At 69.3% G+C, this 16,236-nt stretch carries 16 protein-coding genes and 2 pseudogenes; 12 read left to right on the forward strand and 6 right to left on the reverse strand.

The features are described from left to right. Position 1 precedes the first annotated feature (1 nt). The 7 genes from AU196_RS01910 to AU196_RS01940 all read left to right on the forward strand — a co-directional run bounded on the left by AU196_RS01910 (position 2) and on the right by AU196_RS01940 (position 7,228). Positions 2 to 898: a class II glutamine amidotransferase domain-containing protein gene (locus tag AU196_RS01910; protein ID WP_059093369.1), complete on the forward strand. Its 897-nt coding sequence runs from the start codon at positions 2 to 4 to the stop codon at positions 896 to 898. Beyond that, positions 886 to 1,569, forward strand: a complete 684-nt coding sequence (locus tag AU196_RS01915) for a protein glxC (RefSeq protein ID WP_059093370.1) — start codon at positions 886 to 888, stop codon at positions 1,567 to 1,569. Before AU196_RS01910 ends, AU196_RS01915 begins: the two co-directional genes overlap by 13 nt. After that, entirely contained in the window at positions 1,569 to 2,891 is a 1,323-nt protein-coding gene (locus AU196_RS01920; RefSeq protein ID WP_059093371.1) for an FMN-binding glutamate synthase family protein, read from the forward strand. Before AU196_RS01915 ends, AU196_RS01920 begins: the two co-directional genes overlap by 1 nt. Further along, entirely contained in the window at positions 2,891 to 4,078 is a 1,188-nt protein-coding gene (locus AU196_RS01925) for an NAD(P)/FAD-dependent oxidoreductase (RefSeq protein ID WP_059093372.1), read from the forward strand. Before AU196_RS01920 ends, AU196_RS01925 begins: the two co-directional genes overlap by 1 nt. Before the next feature lie 9 nt (positions 4,079 to 4,087). After that, the gene (locus tag AU196_RS01930; RefSeq protein WP_059093373.1) at positions 4,088 to 4,747 is read left to right on the forward strand and encodes a helix-turn-helix domain-containing protein; all 660 of its coding nucleotides are present in this window, start codon (positions 4,088 to 4,090) and stop codon (positions 4,745 to 4,747) included. Positions 4,748 to 4,912: 165 nt separating this feature from the next. Continuing rightward, complete coding sequence (leuA, locus tag AU196_RS01935; protein ID WP_059093374.1) at positions 4,913 to 6,718, forward strand: 2-isopropylmalate synthase; 1,806 nt, start codon at positions 4,913 to 4,915, stop codon at positions 6,716 to 6,718. 18 nt (positions 6,719 to 6,736) lie between these two features. Further along, complete coding sequence (locus AU196_RS01940; RefSeq protein WP_157545938.1) at positions 6,737 to 7,228, forward strand: NADPH-dependent FMN reductase; 492 nt, start codon at positions 6,737 to 6,739, stop codon at positions 7,226 to 7,228. Here AU196_RS01940 and AU196_RS01945 read toward each other — a convergent pair. Beyond that, a complete protein-coding gene (locus AU196_RS01945) occupies positions 7,210 to 8,202 on the reverse strand; it encodes a DEDDh family exonuclease (RefSeq protein WP_059093375.1) in 993 nt (330 codons plus the stop codon). The two genes, AU196_RS01940 and AU196_RS01945, sit on opposite strands and share 19 nt — an antisense overlap. A gap of 70 nt (positions 8,203 to 8,272) precedes the next feature. On the opposite strand from AU196_RS01945, the gene AU196_RS01950 reads away from it, so the two are divergent. Then, on the forward strand, positions 8,273 to 9,496 hold the full coding sequence (locus AU196_RS01950; RefSeq protein WP_059093376.1) for a Mur ligase family protein: 1,224 nt from the start codon (positions 8,273 to 8,275) through the stop codon (positions 9,494 to 9,496). Then, positions 9,493 to 10,209 (forward strand): type 1 glutamine amidotransferase, encoded by a 717-nt coding sequence (locus tag AU196_RS01955; RefSeq protein ID WP_059093377.1) that lies wholly within the window; start codon positions 9,493 to 9,495, stop codon positions 10,207 to 10,209. The genes AU196_RS01950 and AU196_RS01955 overlap by 4 nt, the downstream gene beginning before the upstream one ends. Here the strand turns inward: AU196_RS01955 and AU196_RS01960 are convergent. The 3 genes and pseudogenes from AU196_RS01960 to AU196_RS01970 form a co-directional block, all read right to left on the reverse strand. Beyond that, positions 10,206 to 10,526, reverse strand: a pseudogene (locus AU196_RS01960) (DUF559 domain-containing protein); the annotation flags it as partial. The gene AU196_RS01955 and the pseudogene AU196_RS01960 sit on opposite strands and share 4 nt — an antisense overlap. A 14-nt stretch (positions 10,527 to 10,540) precedes the next feature. Next, a complete protein-coding gene (gene recR / locus AU196_RS01965) occupies positions 10,541 to 11,152 on the reverse strand; it encodes a recombination mediator RecR (RefSeq protein ID WP_011562279.1) in 612 nt (203 codons plus the stop codon). Between the two features lie 10 nt (positions 11,153 to 11,162). Continuing rightward, positions 11,163 to 11,495 (reverse strand): YbaB/EbfC family nucleoid-associated protein, encoded by a 333-nt coding sequence (locus tag AU196_RS01970; protein WP_059093378.1) that lies wholly within the window; start codon positions 11,493 to 11,495, stop codon positions 11,163 to 11,165. Positions 11,496 to 11,606: 111 nt separating this feature from the next. On the opposite strand from AU196_RS01970, the gene AU196_RS01975 reads away from it, so the two are divergent. Then, positions 11,607 to 12,347: an Rv3717 family N-acetylmuramoyl-L-alanine amidase gene (locus tag AU196_RS01975; RefSeq protein WP_059093418.1), complete on the forward strand. Its 741-nt coding sequence runs from the start codon at positions 11,607 to 11,609 to the stop codon at positions 12,345 to 12,347. Between the two features lie 8 nt (positions 12,348 to 12,355). On the opposite strand, the gene AU196_RS01980 is transcribed toward AU196_RS01975, so the two are convergent. Next, entirely contained in the window at positions 12,356 to 12,799 is a 444-nt protein-coding gene (locus tag AU196_RS01980; protein ID WP_059093379.1) for an SRPBCC family protein, read from the reverse strand. A gap of 63 nt (positions 12,800 to 12,862) precedes the next feature. Here AU196_RS01980 and AU196_RS01985 point away from each other — a divergent pair, with 63 nt between their 5' ends. Both AU196_RS01985 and AU196_RS01990 read left to right on the forward strand, forming a co-directional pair. Next, complete coding sequence (locus AU196_RS01985; RefSeq protein WP_059093380.1) at positions 12,863 to 14,242, forward strand: FAD-binding oxidoreductase; 1,380 nt, start codon at positions 12,863 to 12,865, stop codon at positions 14,240 to 14,242. 28 nt (positions 14,243 to 14,270) lie between these two features. Beyond that, the gene (locus tag AU196_RS01990) at positions 14,271 to 15,566 is read left to right on the forward strand and encodes a class I SAM-dependent methyltransferase (RefSeq protein WP_059093381.1); all 1,296 of its coding nucleotides are present in this window, start codon (positions 14,271 to 14,273) and stop codon (positions 15,564 to 15,566) included. On the opposite strand, the pseudogene AU196_RS01995 reads toward AU196_RS01990, so the two are convergent. Then, positions 15,563 to 16,236 (reverse strand): annotated as a pseudogene (locus tag AU196_RS01995) (DNA polymerase III subunit gamma/tau); the annotation flags it as partial. The gene AU196_RS01990 and the pseudogene AU196_RS01995 overlap by 4 nt on opposite strands.

Here is a 16,236-nt window from a genome sequence, read left to right on the forward strand (position 1 = left end):
TATGTGTGGGATCGTCGGGTTGCACCTGCGCAGCCCCGAACTCCATCCACGGCTGGGTGAACTGCTGACCGGAATGCTGTGCGAAATGTCCGACCGCGGAAGCGATTCGGCGGGTGTCGCCGTGTACGGCGACCCGACCTGGACACCACCGGGCCACAGCTGCGTGTCCCTGCTGGAGATCGGCGCGTCCCCTGAGTCGGTGACCGACGCCGTGGGCACCGCACTCGGCGTGCCGGTGGCGGTGACCGTGCTCGACGCCACCTACCTGGTGACCGCGGAGGCCGAGGCCGAGGCGATGCTGGCCGCGACGCGCGCCGCGTTCCCCACCGCGTTGGTCGCCGGCTTCGGTGCCGATCTGGCGGTGCTCAAGGGCGTCGGCGATCCCCGTGCCCTGGCAGAGGCGTGGGGGCTGGCGTCGGCCGAGGGCTGGCAGGGTGTCGGACACACCCGCATGGCCACCGAATCGGCGGTCACCCCGTCGGGGGCGCACCCGTACGCCGTGGGCCCCGACCAGTGCCTGGTGCACAACGGGTCTTTCGCCAACCACGCCACCATCCGGCGTGAATTACGCGCCGCCGGTGTGGAATTCGACAGCGAGAACGACACCGAGGTGGGGGCGCGGTTCGTGGCCACCCAACTGGCCGCGGGTCGCGACGTCGAGACCGCGCTCAAGGAGCTGTGCGCCACGTTCGACGGCTTCTACACGCTGCTGGTCTCCAACCGGGACTCGTTCGCGGTCGTCCGCGATGCGATCGCCTGCAAACCCGCCGTCATCGCAGAAACGGCCGATTGGGTCGCGATGGCCAGTGAATACCGCGCGCTGTCCGGACTGCCCGGCGTCGAGAACGCCGCGATCTGGGAGCCCGAACCCGAGGTGGTGTACGCATGGACCCGTTGATCTTCGATCTCCGCACCACCAAGCTCCGCGAGGTCAACGCGGCGCTGCACGCCCCTGATCTCGCCGGCGACTTCGTCATCTCGCATCCCGCCGGTGCCCACAACGTCGCCGTCGGGATCGACGCCCCCGTCCGGGTGACCGTCGAGGGCCACGTCGGCTACTACGCGGCCGGGATGAATCAGCAGGCCGAGGTCGTCATCGACGGCAACGCGGGCACCGGCGTGGCCGAGAACATGATGAGCGGCACGGTGTGGGTCAAGGGCAACGCCTCACAGTCGGCGGGCGCCACCGCTCACGGCGGGCTGCTGGTCATCGAGGGAAATGCCGCTGCGCGCTGCGGGATCTCGATGAAGGGTGTCGACATCGTCGTCGGCGGCGACATCGGCCACATGAGTGCTTTCATGGCCCAGGCCGGCCGGCTGGTCGTGCGCGGCGACGCCGGTGAGGCGCTCGGCGACTCGATCTACGAGGCACGGCTCTACGTGCGCGGATCGGTCGCCTCCTTGGGCGCGGACTGCGTGGCCAAGGAGATGCGGTCCGAGCACCACGAGGAACTCGGACGGCTGCTCAAGGCCGCGGGTTTCGAGGACGACGACACGGCGTCCTACACCCGGTACGGCTCGGCGCGCGAGCTGTACCACTTCCACGTCGACAACACAGGGAGTTACTGATGAGCACCTGGGCACTGCGCGAGTCGGCGACTTTCGACCGCGCCACCATCGCAGGGATCCAGCGCGCGGCGGACACCGGGATCTACGACATCCGCGGCTGGGGCGCCAAACGGGCACTGCCGCACTTCGACGACCTGCTCTTCCTGGGCGCGTCGATGTCGCGTTACCCGCTGGAGGGGTACCGGGAGCGGTGCGCCACCGATGTGGTGCTGGGCGATCGCCATGCGAAATACCCTCTGCACCTGGATATCCCGGTGACGATCGCCGGCATGTCGTTCGGCGCGCTGTCCGGCCAGGCCAAGGAGGCACTGGGCCGCGGCGCCAGCGAGGTCGGCACCTCCACCACCACCGGTGACGGCGGGATGACGCCGGAGGAGCGCGGGCAGAGCAAGCACCTGGTGTACCAGTACCTGCCCTCGCGCTACGGCATGAACCCCGACGATCTGCGCAAGGCGGATGCGATCGAGGTGGTGCTCGGTCAGGGCGCCAAACCGGGCGGCGGCGGAATGCTGTTGGGCCAGAAGATCTCTGAACGCGTCGCGTCGATGCGCACGCTGCCGCAGGGCATCGATCAGCGCTCGGCGTGCCGGCACCCGGACTGGACCGGACCCGACGACCTCACCATCAAGATCAACGAACTGCGTGAGCTGACCGACTGGGAGAAGCCGATCTACGTCAAGGTCGGCGCCACCCGCACCTACTACGACGTCAAGCTGGCCGTCCACGCCGGCGCCGACGTCGTGGTCGTCGACGGGATGCAGGGCGGCACCGCGGCCACCCAGGAGGTGTTCATCGAACACGTCGGCGTCCCCACGCTGGCGGCGATCCCGCAGGCGGTGCAGGCGCTGCAGGAACTCGGTGTGCATAGAAAAGTGCAGCTCATCGTGTCCGGCGGTATCCGCACCGGCGCCGACGTCGCCAAGGCGCTCGCGCTGGGCGCCGACGCGGTAGCGATCGGCACCGCGGCGCTGATCGCGCTCGGGGACAACCATCCCCGGTACGCCGCCGAATACGAGAAGATCGGCAGCGCCGCAGGGTGTTACGACGATTTCCAGGACGGCCGGGATCCAGCCGGCATCACCACCCAGGATCCGGAACTGGCCGCGCGGCTGGATCCGGTCGAGGCGGGTCGCCGGCTCGCCAACTACCTGCGGGTGCTCACGATGGAGGCGCAGACCATCGCCCGCGCCTGCGGTAAGGCCCACGTCTGCCATCTCGAACCCGAGGACCTGGTGGCCGTCACGATCGAGGCCGCCGCGATGGCACGCATCCCCCTTGCGGGCACGAACTGGATTCCGGGACAGAACGGAGCAGGCTTCTGATGAGCGACACAGCAGACGTCGTCATCGTCGGCGGCGGACTCGAAGGCGCCGCGGCCGCGTGGGCACTCACCGAGCGTGGCATCACCAATGTGGTTGTCGCCGAACGCCATACGGTGGGCTCCGGGATGACGGGCAAATCCAGCGGTATCGTGCGCTGCCACTACGGGGTCAGCTCGCTGGCGGCGATGGCGACCTCGAGCCTCGAGACGTTCGAGAAGGCCGAACAGCTCTTCGGCGGCGACATCGGGTTCCGCCAGACCGGCTACGTGGTCGGCGTCGGTGCGCAGAACGTCGACGCGATGCGCAAGAGCCTCGCCGCGCAGCGAGCGGTCGGGGTGCAGACCGAGGAGATCGACGCCGCCGAGGTCGCGAAGATGTGGCCGTACGCGGACCTGGAGCCGTTCGCCGCCTTCGGCTGGGAGCCGCGCGGCGGATACGGCGATGCGTATCAGACGGCGCAGGCGTTCGCGATCGCCGCCCGCTCCGCGGGTGTCCGGGTGCGGCAGAGCACCGCGGTGCAGAGCCTCGTCACCGACGGTCAGCGCGTCACCGGGGTCAAACTGGCCGACGGAGGCGAGATCTCGGCCGAGACCGTCGTCGTCGCCACCGGCGCCTGGACGCGGCCGTTCCTCGCCCAGCACGGCATCGACGTGCCGATCCGCGTGGTGCGCGAACAGATCGTGATGATCGACCCCGGGGTGGAACTCGGCCAGGTGCCGGTCTTCTCCGATCTGGTGTCGCTGCAGTACATCCGGCCCGAACCCGACGGGACCGTACTGTTCGGCAACAGCGATCTGGCCGACAACGAGGACACCGATCCGGACAACTACCTCAACCGGGCCACCGACGATTTCGTCGACATCACCGTCGACAAGGTGGGCACCCGGTTCCCCGGTTTCCCGGACGCGTCGATCACCAGCAGCTACGCCGGCTGCTACGACGTCACCCCGGACTGGAACCCCGTGATCTCCCGCACCGACCTCGACGGGCTCATCGTCGCGGCCGGGTTCAGCGGCCACGGCTTCAAGATCGCGCCCGCGGTCGGCCGGCTGGTGGCGGACCTGATCGTCGACGGGCACAGCGCCGACCCGCGGATCCCCGAAACCGACTTCCGGCTGTCGCGCTTCGCCGAGGGTGATCTGCTCACGACGCCGTACCCGTACGTCGGGGCCGGCGAGATGCGTTAGACAGGTGCAGTGAGCCCATCCGACGACCACGCGCCACTCCTGCGCAATGTGTCGGGCACCGCGCGGGACCGGGACCCGCAGGAGCCGGTCACCGACACCGAGTTCGAGGCGGCGATCGGGCGCAACGTGCGCCAGCTCCGTCAGCAGCACGGTCTGACCGTCGCCGAGATGGCTGCCCGCGTCGGCATCTCCAAGGCGATGATGAGCAAGATCGAGAACGCGCAGACCTCCTGCAGCCTCTCCACCCTGGCATTGCTGGCCAAGGGCTTCGACGTGCCGGTGACCAGCCTGTTCCGCGGCGCGGACGTCGAGCGCCCCGCCGCGTTCGTCAAGGCGGGCACCGGCGCGCGGATCGTGCGCAACGGCACCAAGGAAGGCCACGACTACCAGCTGCTGGGGTCGCTGCGCGGTGAGCACAAGCGGCTGGAGTGCCTCGAGGTCACGCTGTCCGAGAAGAGCCGGACCTACCCGCTGTTCCAGCACCCGGGCACCGAATTCATCTACATGCTCGAAGGCGTCATGGACTACAGCCACAGCCGGTCGGTGTACCGCCTGCACCCCGGCGACTCGCTGCAGATCGACGGCGAAGGTGCACACGGCCCCGTCGACCTGGTCGAACTTCCCATTCGATTCCTGTCGGTGATCGCGTTCCCGGACTCCGCCGTCTGAACACCGGGGTTTGGGCGGTCGGGGCCCGGCACGCTACAGTGGGCAACGTGCAGCGGGTGCTTCTTCTCGGCCGCCGCGGCGGGGTCTGACCAGACCGGCTTCCCGTCGCGGGTTTTCGCGATGCGCCGGTCGAGTCCCTCGTCCAAACTCCCGGAGCAATCGACCATGAACACCCCTGAATCACCAGACGCCTACTCGTCCGTCCGCGCCATCACCACTCCGTCCGGCCCGCCGCATTCCGGCCAACCGGCCTGGAACACCCAGCGCGCCTCATCCATGCCGGTCCACCGGTACCGCAGCTTCGCCGAAGAGGTGGAGAACGTCACGCTGCCGGACCGCACCTGGCCCGACAAGGTCGTCGAGACCGCGCCGATGTGGTGCGCGGTCGACCTGCGCGACGGCAATCAGGCGCTGATCGACCCGATGAGCCCACAGCGCAAGCGCCGCATGTTCGACCTGCTGGTGCGCATGGGCTATAAGGAGATCGAGGTCGGCTTCCCGTCGGCCAGCCAGACCGATTTCGACTTCGTTCGCGAGATCATCGACCAGGGTGCGATCCCCGACGACGTCACCATCCAGGTGCTGACCCAGTGCCGTCCCGAACTGATCACCCGCACCTTCGAGGCCTGTCAGGGCGCGCCGCGGGCGATCGTGCACTTCTACAACTCGACGTCGATCCTGCAGCGGCGGGTCGTGTTCCGCGCCGACCGTGAGGCCGTCAAGCAGATCGCCGTCGAGGGCGCCCGTCTGTGCGTCGAGGAGGCCGCCAAGTACCCGGACACGCAGTGGCGGTTCGAATACTCCCCGGAGTCCTACACCGGCACCGAACTGGAATACGCCGTGGACGTCTGCAACGCGGTCGCCGACGTCGTGAAGCCCACCCCCGAGGTCCCGCTGATCGTCAACCTGCCCGCGACCGTCGAGATGGCCACGCCCAACGTCTACGCCGACTCGATCGAGTGGATGAACCGGCACCTGAGCCCGCGCGACAGCATCATCCTGAGCCTGCACCCCCACAACGACCGCGGAACCGCCGTCGCCGCAGCCGAATTGGGCTACCAGGCCGGGGCGGACCGCATCGAGGGCTGCCTGTTCGGCAACGGTGAGCGCACCGGCAACGTCTGCCTGGTGACGCTGGGCCTGAACCTGTTCAGCCGTGGCGTCGACCCGCAGATCGACTTCTCGAACATCGACGAGATCCGCCGCACCGTCGAGTACTGCAACCAGCTGCCGGTGCACGAACGTCACCCCTACGGGGGCGATCTGGTCTACACGGCGTTCTCCGGAAGCCACCAGGACGCGATCAACAAGGGCCTGGACGCGATGAAGTTCGACGCGGACGCGGCCGACAAGGACGTAGACGACATCCTGTGGCAGGTGCCGTATCTGCCGATCGACCCGAAGGACGTCGGGCGCACCTACGAGGCCGTCATCCGGGTGAACTCCCAGTCCGGCAAGGGCGGCGTGGCCTACATCATGAAGGCCGACCACGGGCTGGTGCTGCCGCGCCGCCTGCAGATCGAGTTCAGCCAGGCGATCCAGAAGATCACCGACGGTGAGGGCGGCGAGGTGTCGCCCAAGGAGATGTGGGACGTCTTCGCCGACGAGTATCTGTCGCCGGTGCGGCCGCTCGAGCGGATGCGTCAGCGCGTGGACGCCGCGGAGGTCGACGGCGGCACCGACACGATCACCGCGGTGGTGAAGGTGGACGGCGTCGAACGCGAGATCGTCGGCGCGGGCAACGGTCCGCTGGCGGCGTTCGTCGACGCCCTCGGGGCCATCGGATTCGACATCAGCGTGCTGGACTACTCCGAACATGCGCTGTCCGCCGGCGAGGAGGCGCAGGCCGCGGCCTACGTCGAGGCCTCGGTCGGCGGCAAGACGGTGTGGGGTGTCGGCATCGCGACGTCGATCACGACGGCCTCACTGCGCGCGGTGGTGTCCGCGGTCAACCGCGCCGCCCGCAGCTGACCGTGAGAGGCTGCCCAGGTGACCGTCGTCGTCGTGGGAAATCCGAAACCGAAGTCGCGGACGCGGGCCGCCGCCGAACTGGTCGCCGAGAGGCTCACCGGCTCACCCGCCGAGCACGTCATCGATGTCGTGGATCTCGGCGCCGGGCTGCTCGGGTGGGGTGACCCGACGGTGGCCGAGGCGAAGGACATCGTGAAATCCGCCGACTCACTGGTGGTCGCGTCACCGACCTTCAAGGCCACCTACACCGGGCTGCTGAAGCTGTTCCTCGACCAGTTCGGCCAGGGTGAACTCGGTCAGGTCCCGACGTTCCCGCTCATGCTCGGCGGCTCACCCACCCATGCGCTCGCCCCGGAACTGACACTGCGCCCGGTGCTGGTGGAGATCGGAGCGAGCTGCCCGGCGCCGAGCCTGTACCTGCTCGACTCGGAGTACGAGACATCGCCGGCCCTCGACGCGTGGCTGGAGGTCGCCCGCCGGTACGTCCCCGGTCAGAACAGCGCGAACTGATCGCCCACGGTGGTGGCGTCGAAGAACTCCTCGATGCCGGTGCCGCCGACCACGTGGTCGAGCGCGCGCAGGAAGTCGATGTCGGAGAGCACGGGGACGCCGAACTCCTTCGCCTGGTAGCCCTTGCCCTGTTCGACGTCGGGCTGGTTGCAGACGACCAGTGAGGTCTCCGGATCCACCGTGTCGGTGTAGGCCAGCCCGGCCGCGACGATCCGCTCGATCAGCTCCTCGTGGGTGCGGGCGACCTCCGCCGCGAGCGCCACGCGCATGCCCTGCACCATCGGACGCCCCGCGATGTGGCGGCCCGGGTTGAGATACGCGCAGGGCAGCCGTGCGGCCACCATCTTCAGCGGGTGCAACTCCTCGTGGGTCACACGGCCGTTGGGCCACCGCCGCCGGCTCAGCGGCCGCGTCGGCAGCCAGGCGCGGCGCTCACGGGCGCGGGCCAGCGTCGGCTTGAGGATCTGCGCGAGGACCTGTGCGTCGTCGAGGGCGTCGTGCGGTTTGAGCTGCGGAACACCCCAGTGCGCGGCGAGCGTCTCCAACCGCAGGTTCTCCGTCCCGAGGTCGAGGCGGCGGGCGAGTTCGACGGTGCACATCACCGAGTCGATCGGCAGTTCGGCGCGGACGAGTTCGGCCTCGGCGGTCAGAAACGAGTAGTCGAACCCGACGTTGTGCGCGACGAGCGTGCGGCCGCGCAGCAGTTCGGCCAGATCGGCGACGACATCGCCGAAGCGGGGCGCACCCTCGAGCATCTCGGCGGTCAACCCGTGCACGTGGGTCGGCCCGGGGTCGACCCCCGGGTTCAGCAGGGTGGCCAGGCTCTGCTCGACGTTGCCGTCGTCACCCACCGCGAGTGCGGCGAGGCTGACGATGCGCGCCTGCCCGGGCCGGAAACCCGACGTCTCGACATCGACGACGGCCCAGCCTGTACCGGTGTCGACCGCCGGTCTTCCCCAACCGTGGCTCACCACCTCAGCGTGGCACGCCCCTCCGACAATCTCGGATCGCAGCGGTGCGTGTCGGCCCCCTAAACTGCCGGGGATGGTCACCCCTCGAGGACGCGCCGCCCTGGCGGCCGGCGCAGGCGCACGATGGGCGTCGCGCGTCACCGGTCGTGGCGCGGGCGCGATGATCGGCGGGCTCGTCGCGATGACGCTGGACCGCACGATCCTCGGCCAGCTCGGCGCGGGGCGGCGCACCGCCGTCATCACCGGCACCAACGGCAAGTCCACCACCACGCGGATGACCGCGGCGGCGCTGGGCACCCTGGGCGCGGTGGCGACCAACGCCGAGGGCGCCAACATGGACGCCGGCCTGGTCGCCGCGCTCGCCGCCGACCGCGACGCAGCGCTGGCGGCGCTCGAGGTCGACGAGATGCACGTCCCGCACGTGTTGGACGCGGTGGAGGCCGCCGTCGTCGTCCTGCTGAACCTGTCCCGTGACCAACTCGACCGCGTCGGTGAGATCAACCACATCGAACGCACCCTGCGCGCCGGGCTGGCCCGGCACCCGTCGGCCGTCGTGGTCGCCAACTGCGACGACGTGCTGATGACGTCGGCGGCCTACGACAGCCCGAACGTGGTCTGGGTCGCGGCGGGCGGCGGGTGGGCCAACGACTCGGTGAGCTGCCCCCGGTCCGGCGAGGTCATCGTCCGCAACGGCCACGACTGGTACTCGACGGGGTGCGACTTCAAACGCCCGACGCCGCAGTGGTGGTACGACGACACCCACCTGTATGGCCCCGACGGGCTGGCGCTGCCGATGACGCTGGCGCTGCCCGGGGCGGTGAACCGCGGCAACGCCGCGCAGGCCGTCGCCGCGGCGGTGACCATGGGCGCCGATCCGGCGGCGGCGGTGGCGGCGGTGTCGGGGGTCGACGAGGTGGCCGGGCGCTACCGCACGGTGCACCTCGGCGAGCACACCGCGCGGGTGCTGCTGGCGAAGAACCCGGCCGGCTGGCAGGAGGCGCTGTCGATGGTCGACAAACACGGCGCCGGGGTGGTGATCGCGGTCAACGGGCAGGTCCCCGACGGGGAGGATCTGTCGTGGCTGTGGGATGTTCGCTTCGAACACTTCGAGGACACGCAGGTCGTCGCCGCCGGTGAACGCGGCACCGATCTGGCGGTGCGGCTGGGCTACGCGGGCGTCGAGCACACGCTGGTGCACGACACGTTCGCCGCCATCAAGTCGTGTCCGCCCGGCCACGTCGAGGTGATCGCGAACTACACGGCGTTCCTCCAACTCAATCGGCGGTTGGCGCGATGAGCGAATCCACGGTGCGGATCGGGCTGGTGCTGCCCGATGTGATGGGCACCTACGGCGACGGCGGCAATTCCGTGGTTCTGCGACAGCGGCTGCGACTGCGCGGCATCGACGCCGAGGTTGTCGAGATCACGCTGGCCGATCCGGTGCCGGCCGAACTCGACCTCTACACCCTCGGCGGCGCCGAGGACTACGCGCAGCGGCTGGCGACCAAACACCTGCAGCGCCATCCCGGACTGCAGCAGGCGGCCGCGCGCGGGGCACCGGTGCTGGCGATCTGCGCGGCCATCCAGGTGCTCGGCCACTGGTACGAGACGTCGTCGGGCGAACGGGTCGACGGGGTGGGGATGCTCGACGTCACCACCACGCCTCAGCCTGCCCGCACGATCGGCGAGGTGGTGTCCCAGCCGTTGGTCGCCGGACTGCACGAAAAACTGACCGGCTTCGAAAACCACAGGGGCGGAACGGTTCTGGGTGCCGATGCGGCGCCGTTGGCCCGGGTCGAGAAGGGCGCGGGCAACCGGGACGGTGACGGTTTCGACGGCGCCGTGCAGGGCAGCGTGATCGCGACGTACCTGCACGGGCCGTGTCTGGCCCGGAACCCGGAGCTGGCCGACCATCTGCTGAGCAAGGTCGTCGGCGAGCTGCCGCCCCTGCACCTCGACGAGGTGGCGCGGCTGCGGCGGGAGCGGCTGGCGGCCCCGCGGCGGGCCTAGGCCGCCACGGCCCGCCGGCCGGCCAGCGCGGCGAAAACCCGGGCGAGCCAATCGTGCGGATGCTCCTCGGCGATGACCCGGACGACGATCCAGCCTCGGTCTTCGAGCATCCTCAGCCGGGCGATGTCCTTGACGTACTGCGCACGATTCTTGCGGTGGTGGTCCCCGTCGCACTCGACCGCCACCATGAACGCACGCCAGCCCATGTCGAGGAACGCGATCGGGCGCGAGCCGTCGACCACCGGGATCTGGGTCTCGGGCCGCGGCAGGCCGGCGTCGTGCAGACCCAACCGCACCCGGCTCTCGCGCGGGGTCCGACATCACCTCGAGATCAGGCCATTGCGCGGCGACCGGCGAGCGCCCGGCCCAGAGTCAGCTCGTCGGCGAATTCGAGATCGCCGCCCATCGGCAGCCCCGAGGCGATCCGCGTGACGGTCAGTCCGGGGATGTCGCGCAGCATCCGCACCAGATAGGTGGCCGTCGCCTCACCCTCGGTGTTCGGGTCGGTGGCGATGATGACCTCGGCCACGTCGACGCCGTCGACCCGCTCCCCGATCCGGTTCAGCAGTTCACGGATGCGCAGCTGATCGGGCCCCACACCGCTCAGCGGGTCGAGTGCCCCACCCAGCACGTGATAGCGGCCGCGGAACTCGCGTGTGCGCTCGACGGCCTGCACGTCCTTGGGTTCCTCGACCACGCACACCAGTGACGCGTCGCGCCGCGGGTCACTGCAGATGCGGCAGCGGTCGGCGTCGGAGACGTTGCCGCACACCTCGCAGAACTTCACCCCGTCGCGGATCCGGTTGAGCACCGCGGTCAGCCGGTCGATGTCGGGCGGCTCCACGCTCAACAGGTGAAAGGCGATGCGCTGCGCGCTCTTCGGACCGATACCCGGCAGCTTGCCGAGCTCGTCGATCAGATCCTGTACGGGGCCCTCAAACATGCGAGAACAATTACAGCCCCGGAATGCCCAGGCCGCCCATCCCGCCCGCGAGCGGCCCGAGCCGGTCGTGCGCGAGGATGGTGACCTGCTTGGCGGCGTCGGCGATCGCACCGACGACAAGGTCCTGCAGGGTCTCGACGTCGTCGGGGTCCACCACCTTGGGGTCGATGGCCACCGAGATCACCTCGCCGCTGCCCTTCATCGTCACCTGCACCAAACCACCGCCGGCCTGACCGTGCACCTCGGAATTGGCGAGGGACTCCTGGGCCTCCATGAGCTGCTGCTGCATCTGCTGAGCCTGCGCGAGCAGTGCGGACATATCGGGCTGGCCACCGGGTTGCATGCCTGGTCCCCTTGCGTGTTGATGTCGCGTTGGTCTCGACTTGGTTTCTGTCGCCCACATCCGGGGCTTCGGGCTTTAAGCGTAGTCCGCACCCGGGCTACGGTGGCGCCCGTGCCTGCCAGCCTGCGTGTCGGAGCCGCGATCGCCACCAGCCTGCTCATCGCCGCCTCGACGTTCGCCGCTCCCGCCTCCGCCGCGCCCGCCAACATCGCCGGGAAAATCGTGTTCCTCGACCCCGGCCACAACGGCGGCAACGACGCCTCGATCAGCAGGCAGGTGCCCACGGGCCGTGGCGGGACGAAGGACTGTCAGGCCAGCGGCACCTCGACCGAGGACGGCTACCCGGAGCACACGTTCGCGTGGGACACCACGCTGCGCATCCGGGCTGCGCTGACCGCACTCGGGGTGCGCACCGCGATGTCCCGGGGCAACGACAATGCGCTCGGCCCATGCGTCGACGAGCGGGCCGCCCTGGCCAACTCGGTCCGGCCCAACGCGATCGTATCCGTGCACGCCGACGGCGGACCGCCGACCGGGCGGGGTTTCCACGTGCTGTACTCGTCACCCCCGCTCAACGACGCGCAGGCCGGCCCCGCGGTGCAGTTCGCGCGGATCATGCGCGATCAACTGTCCGGGTCCGGATTCGTCCCGTCGACCTACATCGGTTCGGGAGGGCTGAACCCGCGCAGCGACATCGCCGGGCTCAACCTTGCGCAGCACCCGTCGATCCTGGTGGAACTGGGCAACATGAAGAACCCGGCCGACTCGGCGGTGATGAAGACGGCCGAGGGCCGACAGCGCTACGCCGATGCGGTCGTGCGCGGGATCGCCGCGTTCCTTGCTGTGTCGTGACGGGCGGGTCAGGCGCCCGATTCGACCTCGCGCTTGAGGTTCTCGAGGACCTGCGCCTGGATCTTCTTCAGCCCCAGCGGCGCGAACGTCTTCTCGAAGAAGCCCTTGACGCCGCCCGCACCGGTCCACGACGTCTTGACCGTCACCGACGACCCCGGACCCGCCGGTGCGACGGTGTAATTGGTGACCAGCGTGGAGTTGGCGTCCTTCTCGATGACGGTGTGACCGGCGACGTCGACGGTGGCCTTGACGTCGCGCACGCGGGATTTGGTCGCCTGCAGTTTCCAGGCGGCGACGGTTCCCGCGCCCTGCCCGCCCTCGAGCACCTGGTAGTCGCGGTAGTGCTCGGAGAGGATCTTGGGCCGGACGGTCCGGTAGTCGGCGACAGCTGCCAGGACCGCCGCCGGTTCGGCGTTGACCATGACGGTGCTCGACGCGCTGACCTGTCCCATGATGTGACACTCCTTCGTCGCGGTGCGGTCGCATCGGCTGCAACCGGGGACTAGCGTATATCCGTGTCTGTTGCTCCGACCGACGCACGGGCTGCTCACGCCGCAGGCGTGGAGCGGCTACTCGCCAGCTACCGGGCGATTCCGCCGACCGCCACAGTGCGTCTCGCCAAACCCACCTCCAACCTGTTCCGCGCCCGCGCCAAGAGCACCGCCAAGGGCCTCGACGTGTCCGGCCTGACCGGGGTCGTCGCCGTCGACCCCGACGCCCGTACCGCCGACGTCGCAGGCATGTGCACCTACGAGGACCTCGTCACTGCGACGCTGCCCTACGGTCTGGCGCCGCTGGTGGTGCCTCAGCTCAAGACCATCACCCTCGGCGGGGCGGTCACGGGGCTGGGCATCGAGTCCACCTCGTTCCGAAACGGCCTGCCGCACGAATCGGTACTGGAGATGGACATCCTCACCGGCGCAGGGGAAGTGCTCACCGCGAGTCGAGACCTGCACTCGGACCTCTTTCATGCGTTCCCGAATTCCTATGGCACGCTCGGGTACTCGGTGCGCCTGAAGATCGAACTCGAACCGGTCGCACCGTTCGCGGCGCTGCGGCACCTGCGGTTCCACTCGCTCGCCGACCTGGTCGCGGCGATGGACCGCATCGTCGAAACCGGCGGCCTCGACGGCGAACCCGTCGACTACCTCGACGGCGTGGTGTTCAGTGCCGACGAGAGCTACCTGTGCCTCGGTGTGAAGACAGCGGCGCCCGGCCCGGTCAGCGACTACACCGGTCAGCAGATCTACTACCGGTCCATCCAGCACCCCGACGGCCTCAAGCACGACCGGCTGACCATCCACGACTACCTGTGGCGCTGGGACACCGACTGGTTCTGGTGCTCACGGGCATTCGGCGCGCAGAACCCCAGGATCCGGCGGTTCTGGCCGCACCGCTACCGGCGCAGCAGTTTCTACTGGAAGCTGATCGGATACGACCAGCGGTTCGACATCGCCGACCGTATCGAGATCCGCAACGGTCGCCCGCCCCGCGAGCGGGTCGTCCAGGACGTCGAGGTGCCGATCGGACGCACCGCCGAGTTCCTCACGTGGTTCCTGCAGAACGTGCCGATCGAACCGATTTGGCTGTGCCCGTTGCGTTTACGCGACGACACCGGCTGGCCGCTCTACCCGATCCGGCCGCGGCACACCTACGTCAACGTGGGCTTCTGGTCCTCGGTGCCGGTCGGCCCCGAGGAGGGTTACACCAACAAGCTCATCGAGCGCAAGGTCAGCGAGCTCGACGGACACAAATCGCTGTACTCGGACGCCTATTACAGCCGTGAGGAGTTCGACGAACTGTACGGCGGTGAGACGTACAAGACGGTCAAGAAGGCGTACGACCCCGACTCACGTCTGCTGGATCTGTATGCCAAGGCGGTGCAGAGACGATGAGTGATGGCGCGAGCGTGTGGAGGCAGCTGTGACGAAACGAGTACCGGATCGGAAGTTGACGCTGGCGGAGATCCTCGAGATCTTCGTCGCGGGTCGGCAACCGCTGAAGTTCAGCGCATACGACGGCAGTACCGCGGGCCCTGCGGACGCCGAGTTCGGCCTCCATCTCAAGACGCCGCGCGGCACCACGTATCTGGCCACCGCGCCGGGCGATCTGGGGTTGGCGCGCGCGTACGTCTCCGGTGACCTCGAACTCACCGGTGTCCACCCGGGAGACCCGTACGAGCTGCTGCGGGCGCTGACCGAGAAGATGAAGTTCACCCTGCCGCCGCCGAAGGTGCTGCGCGACATCGTGCGCTCCATCGGGTTGGAGCACTTCAAGCCGATCGCCCCGCCGCCGCAGGAGACCCTGCCCCGCTGGCGCCGGATCGCGGAAGGGTTCCGGCACAGCAGAACCCGCGACGCCGAGGTGATCCACCACCACTACGACGTGTCGAACGCGTTCTACGAGTGGGTGCTCGGGCCGTCGATGACCTACACGTGCGCGTGCTATCCACAGCCGGACGCGACGCTGGAGGAGGCGCAGGAGAACAAGTACCGGCTGGTGTTCGAGAAGCTGCGCCTGCAGCCCGGTGACCGACTGCTCGACGTCGGGTGCGGGTGGGGTGGCATGGTGCGGTACGCGGCCCGGCACGGTGTGAACGCCGTCGGCGTCACCCTGTCGAAGGAACAGGCGCTGTGGGGCCAGAAGGCGATCGCCGACCAGGGTCTGACCGACCTGGCGGAGATCCGGCACGGCGACTACCGCGACGTGCGCGAGATCGGCTTCGACGCGGTCTCCTCGATCGGGTTGACCGAACACATCGGTGTCCACAACTATCCGTCGTACTTCCGGTTCCTGCAGTCGAAGCTGCGCCACGGCGGGTTGCTGCTCAACCACTGCATCACCCGGCCGGACAACCTGACCGCGCCGACCGCCGGTGGTTTCATCGACCGCTACGTGTTCCCCGACGGTGAGCTCACCGGCTCCGGACGCATCATCACCGACGCGCAGAACGTCGGGCTCGAAGTGGTGCACGAGGAGAACCTGCGCCACCATTACGCGCTGACCCTGCGCGACTGGTGCCGCAACCTCGTGGCGCACTGGGACGAGGCGGTCGACGAGGTGGGGCTCGGCACCGCGAAGGTGTGGGGGCTCTACATGGCGGGTTCGCGGCTCGGCTTCGAGACCAACATCGTTCAGCTGCACCAGGTTCTGGCGGTCAAACTGGACGAGCGCGGCGACGACGGCGGGCTGCCGCTACGGCCGTGGTGGTCGGCCTAGCTGCCGTCGATGCGGCGCGCGCCGAGTTCGTTCTGCAGCAGTTCGAGCGCGGCTTCCTCCGGGTCGCGGCGCGGCCCGGCCTCTTCGTGGACCGCTTCGGCCAGCATGCTCTCCTCGTCGTCCTCGGGGGGCGCAGCGACGGCGACGGGAGCCGGACGTGCCGGTTCGGCGGCCGCGGGTGCCTGCCCGCCGCCCGCTTCACAGCGGATGGCCCAGTCCACGCCGAGCGCGTCCTTGAGCGCCTCGCGGATGACGTCGGAGTTGCGTTGCTCGACAAGGCGTTTCGCCAGCGGGGCCGATTCGTGGCTGAGCACCAGCGTATCGCCCTCCACCGCGCGCACGATCGCGCCGGCCAGCATCACGTCGATGGTGCGGCTGCGCTGACGGACCTTCTCGCGCACCGTGGTCCACATGCTGCGCACCGCCGCCGCATTGGGCGCACCGGCGGCCGGGGGCGGTGTGGTCGCGGGTGCCTCGACCACCGGGTCGGCGGGTGGCCGCACCGGAGGCGGGGACGGCGGACGTGACGCGGGGGCGGGCGGCGCAGGCGGTGTCGGGCGCGGCGCGTCTGGCCGGCAGCGCACTGCAGCGCGTCGGCGTCTTCGAGGCCGGGGTGGAGTCGACCAAGGACCCCAGGTACGTCGTGGTGCCGCAGCGCGAACGCCTCGAG

The sequence above is a fragment of the Mycobacterium sp. IS-1742 genome, assembly GCF_001500125.1.
In the GTDB taxonomy this organism is placed as follows: Bacteria; Actinomycetota; Actinomycetes; order Mycobacteriales; family Mycobacteriaceae; genus Mycobacterium.

Coding starts and splice junctions, on each gene's coding strand:
- leuA (WP_059093374.1), top strand. CDS start 4,913: ATGAACACCCCTGAATCACCAGACGCCTACTCGTCCGTCCGCGCCATC.
- AU196_RS01955 (WP_059093377.1), top strand. CDS start 9,493: ATGAGCGAATCCACGGTGCGGATCGGGCTGGTGCTGCCCGATGTGATG.
- AU196_RS01920 (WP_059093371.1), top strand. CDS start 1,569: ATGAGCACCTGGGCACTGCGCGAGTCGGCGACTTTCGACCGCGCCACC.
- AU196_RS01950 (WP_059093376.1), top strand. CDS start 8,273: ATGGTCACCCCTCGAGGACGCGCCGCCCTGGCGGCCGGCGCAGGCGCA.
- AU196_RS01980 (WP_059093379.1), bottom strand. CDS start 12,799: ATGGGACAGGTCAGCGCGTCGAGCACCGTCATGGTCAACGCCGAACCG.
- recR (WP_011562279.1), bottom strand. CDS start 11,152: ATGTTTGAGGGCCCCGTACAGGATCTGATCGACGAGCTCGGCAAGCTG.
- AU196_RS01910 (WP_059093369.1), top strand. CDS start 2: ATGTGTGGGATCGTCGGGTTGCACCTGCGCAGCCCCGAACTCCATCCA.
- AU196_RS01970 (WP_059093378.1), bottom strand. CDS start 11,495: ATGCAACCCGGTGGCCAGCCCGATATGTCCGCACTGCTCGCGCAGGCT.
- AU196_RS01915 (WP_059093370.1), top strand. CDS start 886: ATGGACCCGTTGATCTTCGATCTCCGCACCACCAAGCTCCGCGAGGTC.
- AU196_RS01925 (WP_059093372.1), top strand. CDS start 2,891: ATGAGCGACACAGCAGACGTCGTCATCGTCGGCGGCGGACTCGAAGGC.